This window comes from Halobacillus halophilus, from assembly GCF_020171985.1.
Classification (GTDB): Bacteria; Bacillota; Bacilli; order Bacillales; family Halobacillaceae; genus Halobacillus; species Halobacillus halophilus_A.
The window spans coordinates 148,992-165,534 of sequence record NZ_JAIVAL010000007.1 but is presented as its reverse complement, the minus strand read 5'-3'; the positions used below and the strand labels follow the sequence as shown (position 1 = coordinate 165,534).

Sequence of the window (16,543 nt, the reverse complement as noted above, 5' to 3'; positions counted from 1 at the left end):
TGCTAAGCAGTTATATGAGGGTCAGATGATCCCCGATCAGCAGAAAGCCGAATAATGAAGCTGTCACCGGCTCGACCATAGCGACCATGGACACAGTAGTCGGAGCAGTCCACTGAATGCCAATTACATACAGGATAAACGAAATTCCAGCCCCCGGAATTTCAAGGAAAAGAAACCATCCAATGTCGTTGGATGTTGCTACGCTGAAGGCTTCATCCATGCTGCAATAAACAAAAGGGTGAGGCAAAACGAAAAGAACGCAATGGTTAAAGTAGTTTGCGGTTTTTTGATGGAAGAAGCGTTCTTAAATCGAATATAAATAAAGCATAGGATAGTCATCATTAAAAAGGGGTTGTACAATTGACGATAAAAAGGACGAATAAATTTTTAAAGATTCTATTATTTTTATTATTCGTAGGTGCGCTTACAGGGTGCAGTAATGAAACACCAGGAGAGGCTATTAACAATGGCTGGTCTGATGAAATAAAAGTAAATAATGTACTTTCTAAACAAAAACTAAATGAGGGAACAATAGCCCTTTTTACAGCAAAAGGTGCAGATCATAGCCAGTTCAACTACGTAGGGGTCTCACTATTAAAAGCTCAACATGATCATGACTGGGAATTCATTGATTCTGATATGACGGCGATCACTGAGGACTTCTTTAGTGCAACACACCGTGTATTTCATTTTGAAACTGAGGACGGGAATATAAAAGAGATGCCAATTGTTTTCGGAGTCTTGAAAAACGAGAATATAGCGACCGTTACGGCCGAAGTGAACGACGAGAAAAAAGAAATAGATATCATAACCACTCATACTGGTCGTTACTTCTATCAAGTTAATGCCTGGGGACCAATAGAATTTTTAAATAAGAATGGGGAAGTTATGGACCGCTACGGCATCTGAGCTTCTGTAGCAGATATGGTAGGTGAAGATAGAATCTGAAATGGTTATAGTTAATGATCCGGTGGCTTCATAAGTTTATCGTCCTTTATTGCAAATCAAGCTGTCCCATATGTAATAAAGATATAAATCCTTCTCATTCTTAATAGATAATTTTGTATAATAAAAGTGACAAAGTTAGAAGCTTCCAAAAAATGAGGTGGTTATTTGCTAAAGAAGATTCGAGTTATTCTGGCTATTATAGTTGTGATTCTATCCATGTATGCATTACTAACAGACCAAACTGCTTATCTGATATCGTATCTAATGGTGTTGTTAGCAGGTCTTTCGTTAGTCATGGGGCTTGAAGAATTTAAGAAAACTCGTAATTCTGTGTTGGGCTATGTGTTTATTGGTACTGCATTATTATGTCTTTCTAGTGTCGGAGATCTTTTTTTAATTATTATTCAGAAATAGTAATGGGGGCGTTTTCTATAATGGAAACGGAGATTTTATGAAAGTCTGGCTTTGCTTCCTTCTTCCTGTCTCCCGATAAAATAATCCTCTAGTTAGAAACTAGAGGATTAAAAAATGGTTAGCTGGATTTCTTCCAATAAGCTGCATCTTTATTAGAACGAGTTGGTGGGAAAGTATCTCCACTGCTCAGTTCGATATGTTTTTCATCTTCTGTTACGTCATTCTCGTTTCCTTCATTTACTAAGCCATCAAATTCATACGTGCCATTCTCTGGTGCTTTTTCTCCAGTCTTGAAACGATCTGCCATAATTGAAAACTCCTTTTTAATTTATTATTCTTACATAGCAAATGTACCCCTTATCAGGAAGTTAAAACCCATTTCATCCAATTTTTTCAAAATGAATGTGTTGTATAAGATTAATGAGTAATAACCTCTGCTTAGGACGCTTTTTCAAGAAGCTGGAAGTCTTGAAAACTGCACGCAATTTCACTTGAGATAATGCAGCAACTCTGCACGTTAAGGGGTCTATTACAGCAAATGAGAAATTTTGGGACCTATATAAAAAGGCAAGGTTATGGTTTGCTTTTATCTGTAAGAAAAAGTCTTTCATATGTTAGGATAATAATGAAGATTTTGTAAAAATAACGAGGGTCAGTGTGGTGGACAAGATGGGGCGAAAGATCAAAGTGGCAAGCGTGGTGAGCGGCGTATTCATATGCTTGGCAGCCATTGGAAAAGTTATGTATGATACGAATGTATTCAAACGGAAAGAGGTAAAGATTACTCATAAAAAAATACCAGAAGGCAGTCGGTTCAGAATATTGCAAATGAGTGACTTACATAATAAAGTATTTGGAAGAAGTAATAAGAAGCTTCTTCAGACGATTGAAGAAGCAGAAGCGGATGTGGTGGTGATCACCGGAGATCTGATAGACCGGAATACGAAACAATGGACTCAGGTCTTTTCTTTAATAGAGCGGATCGTCGGTGTGTACCCTCATGTTTTTTACGTGACCGGCAACCATGAGTGGGATCATCCTTTAACTCATCCATTTTTGGAGGGGCTTAAAGAAAGGCGTGTCACGGTTTTAAGAAATGAACACAGGGTTCTTCATTTAAATGATAGCCTTAGCATTAATGTTGTAGGAATTGATGATGTTAATTCCAATCGGGAGAAAGTGGAGCAAGCCTTCGAGGGGATGGATCCGCAATTTTATACGATCCTGCTCTCTCATTCTCCCGATTTTGTTAACGAATATAAAGATAAACCGGCGGACTTAATCCTGAGCGGTCACACTCACGGAGGGAAAGTGAGAATTCCGTTTGTCGGATCGCTTGTGGCACCGGGTCAGGGATTATTACCAGATTATGATCAAGGCATGTACCGGACTGGCTTTAACCAGTTGCTTTATGTGGATAGAGGACTCGGAACAAGCGTGGTGCACGTACGTTTTTTTAATCAAAGTCAGATAAGTTTAATGGAGGTTACTCATAAAGACTGAGATGTAGAGGTGTCTTTCACTATGAACAGTCCGTGAGGTTAGCTATTTATTGTAAGGAAGGAAGAGGGAAAAATGGTCAAAAATATCATCACAGGAGTCGTAGCTGCCTCCCTGGTCTCAACGTACAGTTATCACGTCAGCGGTACAGACATGTCTACGATCCTTGTCTTTTACGTAGCGGCTTTCTGGTTTATCGCCAGCGGGCTCGGTTTGAAAGCTTTACAGAAGCAATTGAAATGGAAGAAAACGTACGGCGTAAATCTCTCCGTTTATTCTCTCGCAGGGGGATTAATTATGATCGCTCTGCTGTTTGGTGTGCATGTGTTTGATCTGGCCTCAGGTGGAAGTTTGGATGCTTTATACTTTAGTGATATCAGCAGTATGTTTGGAACGGGAGTGGTGTGCGGCTTTATTTATTTTCACCTGCACCTGCTCGTGAGCGCAGCGGTAGCTAAAATCGGAAGTCAATACCGATACACAGAATCATAGATAGGGAGGGACCGGCAGAATCATAACATTCTGCCGGTCTTCTATGTTAAGGGATCTTAAAACTACTTCCCATTCAAAAAAGTTTATTAAGCTAAAGGTCCTTTTACGATTAGGTTAGAGTGAAGGTTCTGCGGGGGACGATTCCGCTTTCTAGCCCTGCACGACGCAGGGGAGTTCGACGTTGCCACAGGATGGGACGGTCTTAGTCGAACTTCCTATATGTGGTGATCTTCCTCAGGCTTCGCCTTCGATCATGTTCATCCCACAGGAAAGCGAGTTATTTCCCCACCAGCCCTCTTCCACATAAAGTAACGGACCCATTTATCTCGAAATCAAGTCTTCGAGTAATGGGAGCTTATCTTTCGTTTTGGTTTTGAGGTTGTACAGAGCCTTTTATTTAGAAAAATTCTGCCTGAACAGTCAATATATTGATAATCATGTCGAAAATAGTAGTAAAGGAAATAAAGGAGCAATGTATAAGTGTTGACGAACGTAGAATCATACTTGGAAGTTATAGACCAGACAGACCACCATGCCTGCCGTAGATGTTCAACCTTGATGAGCCCTAGAAGAATCATATTTATTAGTGAAGTAAAAATAGATATATTGCTAGAATGTGAGGGCTGCGGTACGGCCCTGCCTTTAACAATAGACAAGTTGCAGACACCTTAAATAGGTGCAGTCCCTTGAGAATACGTATGGAAGAAATTATCGGAGGTGCACACGTTGGGTTATATATCAGACGCCATACAGCATTTCATCCATTCAGAGGTGAATGAGCCGGCGGCTAAGTTAGCCGTTCTCTGTGTGTGTTTATTTTTAGCTGTCTTTATCGTAAATTTTTTACTCCGGTTTATCCCATTGTCGAGAAAAGGGAAGGAGGTTACTCTCATGTGTTCCGTACTGGGAGGAGCTTTTCTCTGGTATTCCGTTACGTTTACATGAAAGAATAAAATATTGGATTTAATTAGAGAAGGGGTCCGCGGGGCCGCTTCTTTTTTTAATCCTTGAATGTAAGGAGACTCCTTTTTTAACAGAATCGACTGAAGGGCATTGCGAATTTAAACCGAACATTTTTATTATATTCATAGAATTTATTCGTTAATTAACGAATAAAACCTTGAAATTACCCCGATTTTAAATTTAGAATGACTATAAACCCAAACATTCAGGAGGAGTAGCCATGTATGGAGCACCGAACCAACGCAATTCGAAAAAGATGATGATGCTGGGATCTGGAGAATTAGGAAAAGAAGTTGTGATTGAAGCACAGCGGATGGGTATCGAAACGATTGCTGTAGATCGATACGAAGGAGCGCCGGCTATGCAGGTGGCTCATCGATTTGAAGTGATTGATATGCTTGACGGAGACCAGCTGCGCGGCGTTGTGGAAAACGAACAGCCGGATTATATTGTTCCCGAAATCGAAGCGATTGCGACCGATACATTATTAAAGCTTGAGAAAGAAGGATATCATGTCATCCCGACAGCTTACGCAACTCAGTTAACAATGGACAGAGAAGGAATCAGAAGGCTCGCCAGTGAGAAATTAAATTTGCCGACAGCGAAGTATGAGTTTGCAAATTCGCTGGAAGAACTGAAAGAAGCGGTTCAAACCATTGGTCTTCCATGCGTGATTAAGCCCATCATGAGTTCTTCTGGAAAAGGACAGAGTCTCTGCAGAACAGAAAGTGAGATTGAGGATTCCTGGCAGGAGGCCCTTGGCAGTGGCCGTGGAAACAGCACGAGGGTGATTGTGGAAGAATTTATTCATTTTGACTCTGAAATCACTCTTTTAACTGTTAAGGCTTCTAATGGTACCTTTTTCTGCCCGCCGATCGGTCATAGACAGGAGGGCGGAGATTATATTCAGTCGTGGCAGCCTCATGCCATGAGTGAAGAACATGTCCAGCAGGCCGAAACTATTTCTCAGCAAATCACAGATGAAATCGGCGGATATGGTGTGTTTGGGGTTGAGCTTTTTATTACGTCCAATGGCGTCTATTTTAGTGAAGTTTCTCCGCGTCCTCATGATACGGGCATGGTGACGATGATGACCCAGGAACTCTCTGAATTTGCTCTTCATGTGCGGGCGATTCTCGGACTTCCGATTGAGGATATTCAACTTGTTTCACCAGGATCCAGTTATGCCGTAAAATCAACGGTGGAAAGTCATGATTACACGATTTCCGGCATGGAAAAAGCATTAGCTGTCCCTCATACGCAGGTGCGGATTTTTGGAAAACCATCCGCTACGATCGGTCGCCGTATGGCTGTTGTGCTCGGCACCGGTGAAACTGCGGAAACGGCCTGTAAACAAGCTGAAACAGCTGCCTCCTACTTGAATGTGGTGACGGATTACGATCCAGAATCCTAATTATGCCATAAACCATCCTGACTCAGGGTGGTTTTCTTTAATTGTTCAGCCAGTCATAATACAGGTTAGCGGGATCATCCATTACTTCTTTACGTACGGTCTGCTGGAAAGCCGCCAGTATGCCACCGTAAAAATAGGCAAGAAACGTTTTCTTAATAGAGCCATTCTGTTTAGCAAAAACTGCCTGTTTGAATGTCTGTGTAATGATGGATATATAGTGATCAACCGGGTAGCATAATTGAGTTTGCTGATAGGCGTAGTGAACCCTTTTCCAAGCCCCAAGAATATCTTTCACGTTCAGGAATGATTGAGAAAGCTGAATAAACGCTTTCGGTATGTAGGTGGGTAAATAGTCCGTATCGACCGCCGGCTTAGTGGGCGAAACTTGTTCCAAAGTTTGAGGAGCCTCGGTTTGTGCAGGTTTTTCAACTTTCTCTGCTTTGTCCTTACAAACGATTTCTCTTCTATCAGGAAGTGGATTTTCTTCAGCAGGATTAATAACAAGGATATTTACTCCGCGCTTCCCGTTTGGACGGATCGTTGGAATACGAGAAAGCAAACCCGCCTGCTCCAGCGTATTAATCGCCCTTACAATGGTTCTGCGGCTGCGTTTTGTGGCTTTTTCAATGGTTTCAATTTTGGCAAAAGAGACACCAGGATATTTGACCGAATGTCGCCAAATAAACGTTAATATCTCGAGGGAAGCAGGAGAGAGTGAGGCTTTATACTGATAGAGGAAAGAGCGGACACGTACATCTAATTCTTGTTTACTTGGAAAGGATTGAAGCTTGCTAATGTCATGGATATTCATTTTTCATCACCTATTCTTGTCTTGTTACTCTAATAATCGAAAGTTTTAAGAATTTGGTGTCAAAAAAATAAAATCTTTTTTTATATCGTTTTTAAAATTCTTTTTTTAAATTAATCTTAGTTTATTCTTTGTTTCGGCTGGCGAATTCGGTGGACGAGGCTTACACTGCCAATGGTTTAGCGGAGGTCAATGCCGTGTCATTTACCGTGTCAAATAAGGGTGACAAGTATCTCTGGTGGTAAAAGAATTTTGAACAGAGAATCTATTAAAGGCATGGGTTGAACGATACGTTGATAATCTCTTAAAGGTCGACTGCCAATATCCTTAAAGCCAAATGAAAAAGCCCTATGGTAGCGGATGGGAGCCATCTACAATAGGGCTTTTTAATTAAATAATTATGAAGAGAAAGAGCGTGTCGCTTAGACAGCTTTCTTTTTCCTTTTATCTGTACTTTTAATGGAGGATGGGGAAGGTTTCATACTAAGTACAATAACCGTAACCAGGATAATGGCTATTCCAAAAAGTTGAATAATGGTCAAATGATCCCCGATAAGCAAAAAGCCAAATAATGAAGCTGTTACCGGCTCAACCATAGCAACCATGGAGGCAGTTGTTGGGGCAGTCCACTGAATGCCCACTACATAGAATATAAACGAAACTCCAGCTCCAAGGACCCCCAATATAAGAAACAAGCCGATGTCGTTTGAGGTCATTACGTTAGCGGCTTCATCCATGTCCGCGATAAACAAAAGGATAAGACAAAATGAAAAGAAGGCAATCGTCAAAGTGATCTGCGGCTTCCCGATGGAAGAGGCGTTCTTAAACCCAAATATGAATAATGCATAAGATAGCCCTGCGGCAAGACCGGATGCCACACCTAGTAATCCCACGGATAGCGAATTGGTATTGTAAGCCCCTGTAAGCAAGATAACCCCTATGAGGACCCCCGATATGCATCCCCATTTAAACCACGTCGAACGCTCTATTCGTAATAAAAAAGAGATAACAAGGACAAACACCGGTGCTGTGTACATTAAAGTAGAAGCAACAGCTACGCTTGACGCCTGGATCGTGAAAAAATAAAAGGTGAAATTTCCAGCAACCCCTACACCAGCCAATGAAGACCAAATGTAAAAGCGAGAAGAGGAGCTCCAATTTTGTTGAAAGCGTAAAAGAAACCATACAAAAAAACATGCAAAGCCAACAGCCCCCCGGTAAAGAGAAATCACGATAGGGTCCCAGCCCTTGTTCATTAAAATATCTGCAATTCCTCCACTAACGCCCCAGCATATAGCGGCAAGGATAACTAAGCTTACACCTACTGATCTCATCGATTGTATGCCTCCTAAAAAAATAATAGAACTCTAAAGTGGACTTCATAACCATGAAAATTCAAAAGCAAAGCCATCATCTGTTCTTAATAAAAAGGTATGTTCTTTAGAAGGCATCTATCGTTTTTACTGGATCCTACGGTCTACTTAATTTTCTAGTGGAATACATAAAGCAGAGGAAAGAAACTTAAGAAACATTATATGGAAATAATTAGTAAATGTTTTTTAAGCTTAGCAGGGAGATATCTATTTATCAACTAAAAATTAGAAAATATGGTATTTATATGTTATTAGATTCGGAAGAGTAGATCGAAATGTTAAATGTCCTTAATCTGCACTGAATTATTGGGAGCGTAGTAGTAATAAAAATCGCTCTTTACCAACAGAGCAGAATGGCAAAATCGAAGAAATTGGTTTTAACTGGAGTAGAAATTTTGAGAGTATCGTGGAAAGGGTACAGTCTGTAATATAAGTTTCTACCAAAGGGTAAAGGGGATATGAAAATTTATACAATTGGACATTCTGACCATGACAAGCAAAAGTTCTTGCACATGCTTGAGGCCGCAGACATCGAATATGTGGCTGATATCCGTGCCTTCCCTGCAAGTCGTAAGTACCCGCAGTTTAACAAGGAAAGAATGGAGGAGTGGCTTAGCGAAGCGGAGGTAACGTACCGGCATTTTTCGTTGCTCGGTGGCAGGCGAAGTCGGTCAGGCGAAATTGGGGAGAGTCTAAATGCCGGGTGGGACAATCGTTCGTTCCATAACTATGCGGATTATACATTAACGACCGAGTTTCAAAAGGGGCTGGAGGATTTAAAAGCAGCGGCTGAAGGAAAGAATCTAGTCTATATGTGTTCCGAGAGGCATCCGGCGAAGTGTCACCGCCTGTTGATTAGTAACTGGCTGCAGGCGAACGGCTGGGAGGTTTTTCATTTGATTAACGACTCAAAAGGCAAAACAGAGGTGGTTAGTCATGAGCTTGGCCGCTGGGGTGCGATGCCTATAGTAGAAGAGAATGGAACAGTAGTGTATCCCATGCTTCGAGATTCATATTCTGAACCCCATAGGTAAGCATGAATAGCTGCTGAGAACAGCCTGGAATATGGAAAGGATCGACAGAACGAAAATTTTACTTTTTTGAGGAGGAATATCATGGGGCTCGTGTTTATCATCATTTTTGTAGTAGCAGCCATCGCTGCTTTAGCCTTACCAATTCTATTACCTTCAAGAAGAAATAGGGAAAATCCCGATAAATATCACGAATCACGCTGGATGTAGTTATACCAGAGGATGATGTGGGGAGATATAGAAGCATCCGTTCTAGAAGAGCTGACTTCCTACATAGAAATGAATAAACGTGGTTCAAAGAGGTGGTAACGTGAGGGAGTTTCTTCTGATTATCGTGTCGTTATTGATTACAGACTTCTTATCTTCGCAGGTTTATGCTTTGATCCATTTGGAGTACCGTTTATTCCACGATAAATTTGATCCAGGGCTGTTTTTACTCGACTTCGGGATATTTCTCCTGATCGCTATGATGGTCTATCCTATACTGAGAAAACTATTTTTTGCAGGACGCTCCGTTCACTCATAGAAACATTAATACAGAGCATGATAAGAGATTTAGGCTTACCGGCATGTTAAAATAGACTCATCTTATAAGAGTAGCGATAAGGGGAGAAACATGCCGAAATATAAATGGAAAACTAAATTTAAAAAAGCCGTTTCGGAAGCATTCGTGAAAATAATGCTGCCTATCGTTCTAGTAATTGGTGGTATTTATCTGCTTACAAGCAGTAATCTCGGAGACGGTTTAATGAGCAGTACAAATGAATCGGCAGGCTTGTCCGATCAGGTACTGCAATATGAAGACGAAGTTCGAAAGTATGCGAAGCAGGAAGATATTGAAGAACACGTGGATGTGCTGATGGCGTTAATGATGCAGGAATCAGGGGGAAGAGGAGATGATCCTATGCAGGCCTCCGAATCCTTGTGCGGTTCTGTCGGTTGTATTGAAGATCCCGAAAAGTCTATTGAACAGGGAGTCTCCTACTTTGCAAATGTGCTGGAGCGGGCCGATGGGGATATTAAATTAGCACTTCAATCCTACAATTTTGGTGCAGGTTTTATTGATTTCGTTAGGAGCAATGGCGGGAAATACAGCCAGGAGCTGGCGATAGAATTTTCCGCTAAAAAGTATGAGGAATTAGAACATACGGGCAAATACGACTGTATTCGTGAGGAAGCGGAGCAGTACGATGCCTGTTATGGGGATATCTATTATGTAAATGCGGTCCTTGATCATTATAACGGGGAAGAAATACAAGATTTGTAGCTAATCGGTATAAAAAAAGGGAACTTCTCTTATGGGAAGTTCCCTTTTTTATGGAGTAGATAGTCCTCTTTAATCTTCTGCAGCCATTGCGTCGGCTTTTGTATTGTGAACGGTACCGAACGGATGGTTAGGCGGAGCGTAGATTGAGTATAGTTTAAGTGGAGTATTGCCTGTGTTGGTTAAGTTATGCCATGTACCTGCAGGGATGAAAATAGCTGAATCATCCATCACGTATCTTGTGAAGTTTAAATCGTCTTTTTGTTTACCCATTTGTGTAAAACCCTGCCCTTGCTCAATGCGTAAAAATTGATCGACATCTGGATGTATTTCTAAGCCGATATCTTCCCCAGGTTGGATACTCATTAGTGTCAACTGCAAATGGTCTCCGGTCCATAAGGCTGTGCGAAAGGTATTATTCTGCGTCGTGGCTGTATTAATATTAACGACAAACGGATTGGATCCATAATCCTTTAACTCAATGTTTCTCTGATCGTGCGAAGGGGGCCAGGCCGCATAACCGTAGTTCTGAGGGTAGGACCAGTAGCCGTTCTGACTTCCATTACTGTACATAGGTCCACTGCCATAAGGGGCACGATATGGATACACATAAGGGTTATAGTACACTTTTATCCATCCTTTCTTACTTCCTAACGTTATCCTATGCATTAGCCTACTGAACGTACGTAAAAATTAGTACGGAAATGGTCAAACTGTTCTCTTCCTGCGGGTGGAAAGGAGGGGGATATTTGGAAGAAAGGAACCGAGGGAGAATGAGAACCCCCGTGCTGCCTTTTTACAGAGTCTTAGGAAAAGGATTGAGATTAAGGATTAGATTTGAAATAATGGGAGAGTTCTTAGAGCAAACCTAAAGTGACTCAATCAGGAGGTATCATCGTACATGAGCAAAATCCGCCAGTTGTTTAGCGGACCCATATTCTCCGAGAAAATCGATCGTTTTATTCTGATTCCGCTTGCCCTGATCGGCGTTCTTCTTGCCAGGTTTTTAAAATCAGCCGGGTGGGCCACAGGCGATGCGTTAGGCATGCTGGTGCTGGCTGCTATCCTGTTGACGATTGGCTTGCGGATCATAGGCGCACGCTGGAAAGATAAGAAAAATATAAATCAGTAAAACCGTCTTTTCCTAGAAAAGGCGGTTTTTTTGTAACTGAAGCTATACAGGATAAGGTCATAGGAAATACTTAGACGACTCTAATAAATATAATGTTTTTAATTTTTAGGTTCTGTTAAACTCCCGTGTTGTTATTAAAGTAAAGCTCCCGTTTGTTGAAGACACAGTTTCGAGATAAATTGGGTCCTTTACGTTAAATGGAGAAGGGCTGGTTGGGAAATAACTCGCTTTCCTATGGCCCTACACGACGTAGGGTCGATCGACGTTGCCACAGGATGTGGCGACCTTAGTCGATCCTCCTTTTACTAGGAGCTTCCTCGCTCGTTTCACTCCCTGTGGGATCTCACCTAGTCCCTTTTCCCATGGGAGTCTCGCCATTTCCCCACCACCCCAACTATAATGTTGCGAACGGTTACATCCAGAAGAGAAAGATACTCCTACGTAATCAGGATAAAATGCTTTCATGACGGGCTATGTGGATCGCTATATTCTGTAAGCAGGCACAAAGCTACATGGTCTAATACTTCATTATGCAGGGGAGGATTAAAGTGGTTTCGAGCTTCTCATTTGGCAAGGTCCGGAGGGGGATGATGAAGACTCCTGTGGGATGAACATGATCGGTAAGATCCCGGAAGGCGAAGCCTGAGGAAGCTTACCACATGCCCACGGAAAGCGAATCATCCCCCGCAGGACCTTAACTACAAACCGATATCTCGAAACTGAGTCTTACACAATCCGTCCCTTTTGCGTAATTAGCCTTTTATGAAAAGACAACAAAAAACTATATAAGAGCCAATTTTTAGGTGGAATTTCTGATCAGCCTAATCGATATTATTTACCCGTTTACAATGATTCCGCCGTTTACATGCAGCATCTGCCCGGTGACGAAGCTTGAATCCTCACTCGCAAGATAGACATAAGCCGGCGCGACTTCTCTTGGCTGGGCAGGGCGTTCCATAGGATTATCCGAACCGAATTCGGCAACCTGCTGCTCATCGAAGCTTGCAGGAATCAGCGGGGTCCAGACCGGGCCTGGAGCTACTCCATTCACACGAATTCTTTGCCCAACGAGGGATTTCGAAAGCGCCCGGGTGAAGGATGTGATCGCCCCTTTAGTTGCGGTATAATCAATCAGCTGTTCGTTTCCGGCATAGGCTGTTACGGAAGACGTGTTGATGATCGAGCTTCCTTTTTTCATATGAGGCACGACGGCTTTCGTCATGTAAAAATAGGAGAAGATATTGACCCGGAACGTATTCTCAAACTGTTCATTCGTTATATTAAGAAGATCTGTCTGCGGATATTGAACAGCTGCGTTATTGACCAGCACATCGATCGCACTGAATTTACGCTTGATCTGTTTTACGGCATCTGTACAGAAATCCGGATCGGCAATATCACCGCTGATCAGGAGACAGGTGCGTCCTTCCTGTTCAACCAGCTGTTTCGTATCTTCCGCGTCCTGTTGTTCATCTAAGTAAAGAACGGCTACATCAGCCCCTTCACGGGCAAAGTACAAGCTGACAGCCCTGCCTATACCGCTATCCCCGCCAGTAATAACAGCAATTTTTCCCTCAAGCTTTCCGCTTCCCTGATAGTTTGGATCCATGTATTCCGGAAGGGGCTTCATTTCATATTCATATCCCGGCTGCCGGTTTTGATGCTGCTTCGGTTGGATTTTCTTTTTTTGATTCGTCATCTTGTAAGACCTCCTGCTTTAAAAAATCTCTCCATAATTTGCCCAATACTTAAAAATCTAATCGATGGTGCGATCCAATAAAAAAATCCCCTCTTTAAATAAAGAGAGGATTGGTGTTTACGAGCAATTACAGTTTCCATCTGAATTATCAGAGCGTGAAGAAAAGGTTGGATTAACAGCTGCATTAATTGGAGCCGGACAAGGGTTCGTACACGTGATGATAGCAACGTAATTCGTATCTACACTGAATGGGACATTTAGTGTTCCTAGATCTATTTGGTCGCCTGTGGCAAGTTCTACATTTTCAAGCGTATTGTTAATGGTTGCGTTTTGGGTAGTAGAGGAAACAATACTTAATTGAATGTCTCTATGAGCAGAGCCGCCTTGAGGAATAGTTAAATTCATACATTCAATCACGATGGTACGTGGGCCTGTGATATTTTCGTTTAGCGGTACTTCTCCTCCCCCTTCGAACATCGCGTTACAACCGCCAATCGTCGAGAATTGAACGGTTAATCCTGCAGGAATAGTCAGTACATCCGTAAGATTGGCTCTTGTATCAGGGGAGTTAGGTGTATTTTCGAGCGTTATTCGATAGCTGATCTGATTTCCATTCACCGTACAACATTTATCTGCGCTTAACTGGACAACATCTAAATTCAGCGAACAAAAATCAGTTGCTTCTGACGTCATCGAGGTCACCGTAGCTGTATTGGTAATGAGATACTCTCCAGGTGCACTGACGTTAACAACAGGAAGGGAATACGTGATAAAACGTTCGTCCCCTGGGTTTAAAGTACCAAGATTTCCTGTAATTCGAATTCTTCCCGGCACCGTTCGATCTACCATGAGATTTGAATCACTGATGGTAATCGGACCCAGGTTGATCGCATTGCTGAATAGAAGGGTGTCAGTTAGCTGCACATTGTTTAAAGGACTTCCGCCAGAGTTGGTAACCTCTATACTGAAACTTAGAGTAGCCATACCATCCATGAAGATTTCTTCACAATTCTTATCAACAACCAGCTGACCAGGTGCTGGACATTCCGGTACAAGAAAGCACCCATCACAGGCAAACGTCAGGTTGTTGTTAGCAGCTTTTACACGAATTCCCTGGGTTCCTACAGGAAAGTTCCCTACGATTTCCAGGCGGTATTCCACACATACGCCTTTCTCAAATCTATTGTTCGTCTCAATTTTTAGCCAGTTGAATCCCATTGGGGCATTCCCAAAGTTAGGGTCTGAGCTGCTAATCGTAAAAGGTACCGGCGTAAATGAACCGCAGCCGTCAATTTTTTCGCTAACGATAATGTTAGCTGCTAAGATATTCTGACATATTGGAATAAGAAAGTTGCTGATCGCACGGGTGGATTGCGCATTGTCTGTTAGAAACTTGTAGGTCCAGTACGAACGGTTTTCCGGTGAAGGTCTAAAACAGGGGTTTCCCGAAATGCTTCCATCCGGAAGGGTTTGACAGGCGGGCTGAGTGACGGTGATCCCCATATTGGTGGGGCATTCACAAACATTTTCATAGGGTGAACAAGAACAGTTCTGGCAAATATCTGCCATAATAAATCTATCTCCTTTATTTATCATTCATCGGCAGAAGACTCCCTCTTCAAGCGCCGTGTCGAAGACCGGTGGTAAGGGGGAGATGAATGCCGTCGTCGTAAGGCGAATGCCTTTGAATATTCTCCCTTCCGTGATATTTTAAAGTAAGAACGTATGTTCCTGGTTAGGAGGTGGAAAGGTTGAGGCATAAAGCGTATAACTTTCGTATCTATCCAAATAAAACCCAAGAATCGCTCATCGCTAAGACAATCGGTTGCGCTCGTTTTGTCTTCAATCATTTCCTCTCCGAATGGAGGAATGCCTACAAGGAAACCGGAAAAGGTTTGAGTTACGCTACTTGTTCCAAACAACTACCCAACCTTAAAAGAGAATTCCTTTGGTTAAAGGAAGTGGATAGCACGGCCATCCAAACGTCGGTCAAACATCTTTCTGACGCTTATGAACGGTTTTTCAAAAAGCAAAACCAACCTCCGCGGTTCAAATCAAAGAAGAACAAAGTCCAGTCCTACACCACAAAATGCACAAACGGAAATATTGCCATCCAGGATCGCAAAATTAAGCTGCCTAAGCTGGGGCTTGTGAGATTTGCCAAGAGTCGTGAAGTGAAAGGTCGCATCTTGAGTGCGACGGTTCGCCGCAATCCGACCGGAAAATATTCTGTATCGATTCTTGTTCAAACAGATATTCGGGAACTTCCTAAATCCAACGCTTACGTTGGCCTTGATCTCGGATTGAAAGACTTCGCTGTTCTATCGAATGGCACCACCTATGAAAACCCACGATACCTACGCAAGACCGAAAAGAAACTAGCAAAAGCTCAACGTATCCTTTCCCGAAGGGAAAAGGGATCTTCGAATTGGCATAAGCAACGTATTAAAGTAGCTAGACTTCACGAGAAGATAGTGAACTCCCGCAAAGATTATCTGCATAAGATTTCTACCGAAATCATCAAAAACCACGATGTGATCGGGGTAGAAAATCTCCAAATTTCCAATATGCTCAAAAACCGAAAACTATCCAAGTCGATTAGTGATGTGAGCTGGTCGATGTTCATGTCTATGCTCGAATATAAAGCAACGTGGTACGGGAAGCAGTTGGTAACCGTATCGAAAGTTTTTGCGAGTTCACAGCTGTGTTCCAAGTGCGGATACCAAAACAGGGAGGTAAAGAATCTCGCTGTTCGAACGTGGGATTGCCCAGATTGCGGTTGCCACCACGACCGCGACCTAAATGCGAGCTTCAATATATTGAAGGAGATTCAAAGAATCCTTACAACCGTCGGTGCGACGGGGCTAGCCTAATCATTTGAACGAACCGTTAGGTTCGTGCTCTTAGGAATCCCCCAACTTCAAGAGTGTCAGCGAGTAAGTGGGGGTAGTTCAAAGAATCTCTTTATTCTATGAGAGAGATAGAGGGTTGGTATGGACAAACGCGTTATTTCTGCACCCATTCTTTAATGGAGGGCATTTTTAGTAAGGTAGAGTGCCGGCGTAATTTTCCTTATCCTGTACGGCTGACCGTCATATGTTCTAAACCATCTCAGCTACAATCATTCGGTCTGGACCGACCGGATGATTTGGCTGAGCTAGATCGCCTGAATATTCCAGTTTTAAGATAGAGCTTCTGTGGTATAATAAGAACAAACGTTCGTAAAGGGAGGCGGTTGCCCTTATGGAAGGCTTATTTTCGCGGTCACTGGAGGAAAAGGAAATACTGGATGTAATCTATGTGGACAGTCGTGGTGAAATGTCCCAGCGCTCCATACGCGTGATGGATATACGGGAATCCACTCTTTTAGTTTACTGTTATGTAAGGGGAAAGGTTAGAACCTTAAAGAAAGACAATATCTTATCCGTCTATCCCTACAGGCGGAGTAGAAACAGAAAGACCGTTGAGGTATAAGACTGTTCTATTACCTGTGGAAACTGGTTAG

Annotated in this window: 18 protein-coding genes; 11 read left to right on the top strand and 7 right to left on the bottom strand. The window is 42.4% G+C overall.

Annotated elements, in window-relative coordinates:
- Positions 1-10 precede the first annotated feature (10 nt).
- Positions 11-220 carry an EamA family transporter gene (locus LCM11_RS13150; protein ID WP_224894748.1) on the bottom strand — a complete coding sequence of 70 codons (210 nt, stop codon included), beginning with the start codon at positions 218-220 and terminating at the stop codon, positions 11-13.
- A gap of 140 nt (positions 221-360) precedes the next feature.
- Here LCM11_RS13150 and LCM11_RS13145 point away from each other — a divergent pair, with 140 nt between their 5' ends.
- Positions 361-909 (top strand): hypothetical protein, encoded by a 549-nt coding sequence (locus LCM11_RS13145; RefSeq protein ID WP_224894747.1) that lies wholly within the window; start codon positions 361-363, stop codon positions 907-909.
- 255 nt (positions 910-1,164) lie between these two features.
- The gene (locus tag LCM11_RS20560; protein ID WP_224894792.1) at positions 1,165-1,362 is read left to right on the top strand and encodes a DUF3953 domain-containing protein; all 198 of its coding nucleotides are present in this window, start codon (positions 1,165-1,167) and stop codon (positions 1,360-1,362) included.
- Between the two features lie 118 nt (positions 1,363-1,480).
- Here the strand turns inward: LCM11_RS20560 and LCM11_RS13135 are convergent, their stop codons facing one another.
- Positions 1,481-1,669 (bottom strand): YjzC family protein, encoded by a 189-nt coding sequence (locus tag LCM11_RS13135; protein WP_224894746.1) that lies wholly within the window; start codon positions 1,667-1,669, stop codon positions 1,481-1,483.
- Between the two features lie 362 nt (positions 1,670-2,031).
- On the opposite strand from LCM11_RS13135, the gene LCM11_RS13130 reads away from it, so the two are divergent.
- The 3 genes from LCM11_RS13130 to purT all read left to right on the top strand — a co-directional run bounded on the left by LCM11_RS13130 (position 2,032) and on the right by purT (position 5,731).
- On the top strand, positions 2,032-2,865 hold the full coding sequence (locus tag LCM11_RS13130) for a metallophosphoesterase (RefSeq protein ID WP_224894745.1): 834 nt from the start codon (positions 2,032-2,034) through the stop codon (positions 2,863-2,865).
- Positions 2,866-2,937: 72 nt separating this feature from the next.
- Positions 2,938-3,354 carry a hypothetical protein gene (locus LCM11_RS13125; protein ID WP_224894744.1) on the top strand — a complete coding sequence of 139 codons (417 nt, stop codon included), beginning with the start codon at positions 2,938-2,940 and terminating at the stop codon, positions 3,352-3,354.
- Between the two features lie 1,183 nt (positions 3,355-4,537).
- Complete coding sequence (gene purT, locus LCM11_RS13120) at positions 4,538-5,731, top strand: formate-dependent phosphoribosylglycinamide formyltransferase (protein ID WP_224894743.1); 1,194 nt, start codon at positions 4,538-4,540, stop codon at positions 5,729-5,731.
- A gap of 37 nt (positions 5,732-5,768) precedes the next feature.
- Here purT and LCM11_RS13115 read toward each other — a convergent pair whose 3' ends face one another.
- Both LCM11_RS13115 and LCM11_RS13110 read right to left on the bottom strand, forming a co-directional pair.
- Positions 5,769-6,542, bottom strand: coding sequence for a helix-turn-helix domain-containing protein (locus tag LCM11_RS13115; RefSeq protein WP_224894742.1), 774 nt, complete (start codon positions 6,540-6,542; stop codon positions 5,769-5,771).
- Positions 6,543-6,961: 419 nt separating this feature from the next.
- Positions 6,962-7,873 (bottom strand): DMT family transporter, encoded by a 912-nt coding sequence (locus tag LCM11_RS13110; RefSeq protein WP_224894741.1) that lies wholly within the window; start codon positions 7,871-7,873, stop codon positions 6,962-6,964.
- 497 nt (positions 7,874-8,370) lie between these two features.
- On the opposite strand from LCM11_RS13110, the gene LCM11_RS13105 reads away from it, so the two are divergent.
- The 4 genes from LCM11_RS13105 to LCM11_RS13095 all read left to right on the top strand — a co-directional run bounded on the left by LCM11_RS13105 (position 8,371) and on the right by LCM11_RS13095 (position 10,210).
- The gene (locus LCM11_RS13105) at positions 8,371-8,946 is read left to right on the top strand and encodes a DUF488 family protein (protein ID WP_224894740.1); all 576 of its coding nucleotides are present in this window, start codon (positions 8,371-8,373) and stop codon (positions 8,944-8,946) included.
- Between the two features lie 81 nt (positions 8,947-9,027).
- Complete coding sequence (locus tag LCM11_RS20420; protein WP_263622552.1) at positions 9,028-9,153, top strand: hypothetical protein; 126 nt, start codon at positions 9,028-9,030, stop codon at positions 9,151-9,153.
- Between the two features lie 100 nt (positions 9,154-9,253).
- The gene (locus LCM11_RS13100) at positions 9,254-9,469 is read left to right on the top strand and encodes a hypothetical protein (protein ID WP_224894739.1); all 216 of its coding nucleotides are present in this window, start codon (positions 9,254-9,256) and stop codon (positions 9,467-9,469) included.
- Positions 9,470-9,559: 90 nt separating this feature from the next.
- Positions 9,560-10,210, top strand: coding sequence for a lysozyme family protein (locus tag LCM11_RS13095; protein ID WP_224894738.1), 651 nt, complete (start codon positions 9,560-9,562; stop codon positions 10,208-10,210).
- 69 nt (positions 10,211-10,279) lie between these two features.
- Here the strand turns inward: LCM11_RS13095 and LCM11_RS13090 are convergent, their stop codons facing one another.
- Positions 10,280-10,834, bottom strand: coding sequence for a cupin domain-containing protein (locus LCM11_RS13090; RefSeq protein WP_224894737.1), 555 nt, complete (start codon positions 10,832-10,834; stop codon positions 10,280-10,282).
- 274 nt (positions 10,835-11,108) lie between these two features.
- On the opposite strand from LCM11_RS13090, the gene LCM11_RS13085 reads away from it, so the two are divergent.
- Positions 11,109-11,339: a hypothetical protein gene (locus LCM11_RS13085; RefSeq protein WP_224894736.1), complete on the top strand. Its 231-nt coding sequence runs from the start codon at positions 11,109-11,111 to the stop codon at positions 11,337-11,339.
- 835 nt (positions 11,340-12,174) lie between these two features.
- Here the strand turns inward: LCM11_RS13085 and LCM11_RS13080 are convergent.
- Together LCM11_RS13080 and LCM11_RS13075 are read right to left on the bottom strand one after the other, a co-directional pair.
- Positions 12,175-13,038: an SDR family oxidoreductase gene (locus tag LCM11_RS13080; RefSeq protein WP_224894735.1), complete on the bottom strand. Its 864-nt coding sequence runs from the start codon at positions 13,036-13,038 to the stop codon at positions 12,175-12,177.
- A gap of 117 nt (positions 13,039-13,155) precedes the next feature.
- A complete protein-coding gene (locus LCM11_RS13075; RefSeq protein ID WP_224894734.1) occupies positions 13,156-14,607 on the bottom strand; it encodes a DUF11 domain-containing protein in 1,452 nt (483 codons plus the stop codon).
- Between the two features lie 173 nt (positions 14,608-14,780).
- On the opposite strand from LCM11_RS13075, the gene tnpB reads away from it, so the two are divergent.
- Positions 14,781-15,911, top strand: a complete 1,131-nt coding sequence (tnpB, locus tag LCM11_RS13070) for an IS200/IS605 family element RNA-guided endonuclease TnpB (protein ID WP_224894733.1) — start codon at positions 14,781-14,783, stop codon at positions 15,909-15,911.
- Positions 15,912-16,543 lie beyond the last annotated feature (632 nt).

Coding starts and splice junctions, on each gene's coding strand:
- LCM11_RS13135 (WP_224894746.1), bottom strand. CDS start 1,669: ATGGCAGATCGTTTCAAGACTGGAGAAAAAGCACCAGAGAATGGCACG.
- LCM11_RS20420 (WP_263622552.1), top strand. CDS start 9,028: ATGGGGCTCGTGTTTATCATCATTTTTGTAGTAGCAGCCATCGCTGCT.
- LCM11_RS13105 (WP_224894740.1), top strand. CDS start 8,371: ATGAAAATTTATACAATTGGACATTCTGACCATGACAAGCAAAAGTTC.
- LCM11_RS13080 (WP_224894735.1), bottom strand. CDS start 13,038: ATGACGAATCAAAAAAAGAAAATCCAACCGAAGCAGCATCAAAACCGG.
- LCM11_RS13075 (WP_224894734.1), bottom strand. CDS start 14,607: ATGGCAGATATTTGCCAGAACTGTTCTTGTTCACCCTATGAAAATGTT.
- purT (WP_224894743.1), top strand. CDS start 4,538: ATGTATGGAGCACCGAACCAACGCAATTCGAAAAAGATGATGATGCTG.
- LCM11_RS13115 (WP_224894742.1), bottom strand. CDS start 6,542: ATGAATATCCATGACATTAGCAAGCTTCAATCCTTTCCAAGTAAACAA.
- LCM11_RS13130 (WP_224894745.1), top strand. CDS start 2,032: ATGGGGCGAAAGATCAAAGTGGCAAGCGTGGTGAGCGGCGTATTCATA.
- LCM11_RS13085 (WP_224894736.1), top strand. CDS start 11,109: ATGAGCAAAATCCGCCAGTTGTTTAGCGGACCCATATTCTCCGAGAAA.
- LCM11_RS13110 (WP_224894741.1), bottom strand. CDS start 7,873: ATGAGATCAGTAGGTGTAAGCTTAGTTATCCTTGCCGCTATATGCTGG.
- LCM11_RS13150 (WP_224894748.1), bottom strand. CDS start 220: ATGGATGAAGCCTTCAGCGTAGCAACATCCAACGACATTGGATGGTTT.
- LCM11_RS13095 (WP_224894738.1), top strand. CDS start 9,560: ATGCCGAAATATAAATGGAAAACTAAATTTAAAAAAGCCGTTTCGGAA.
- LCM11_RS20560 (WP_224894792.1), top strand. CDS start 1,165: ATGTATGCATTACTAACAGACCAAACTGCTTATCTGATATCGTATCTA.
- LCM11_RS13125 (WP_224894744.1), top strand. CDS start 2,938: ATGGTCAAAAATATCATCACAGGAGTCGTAGCTGCCTCCCTGGTCTCA.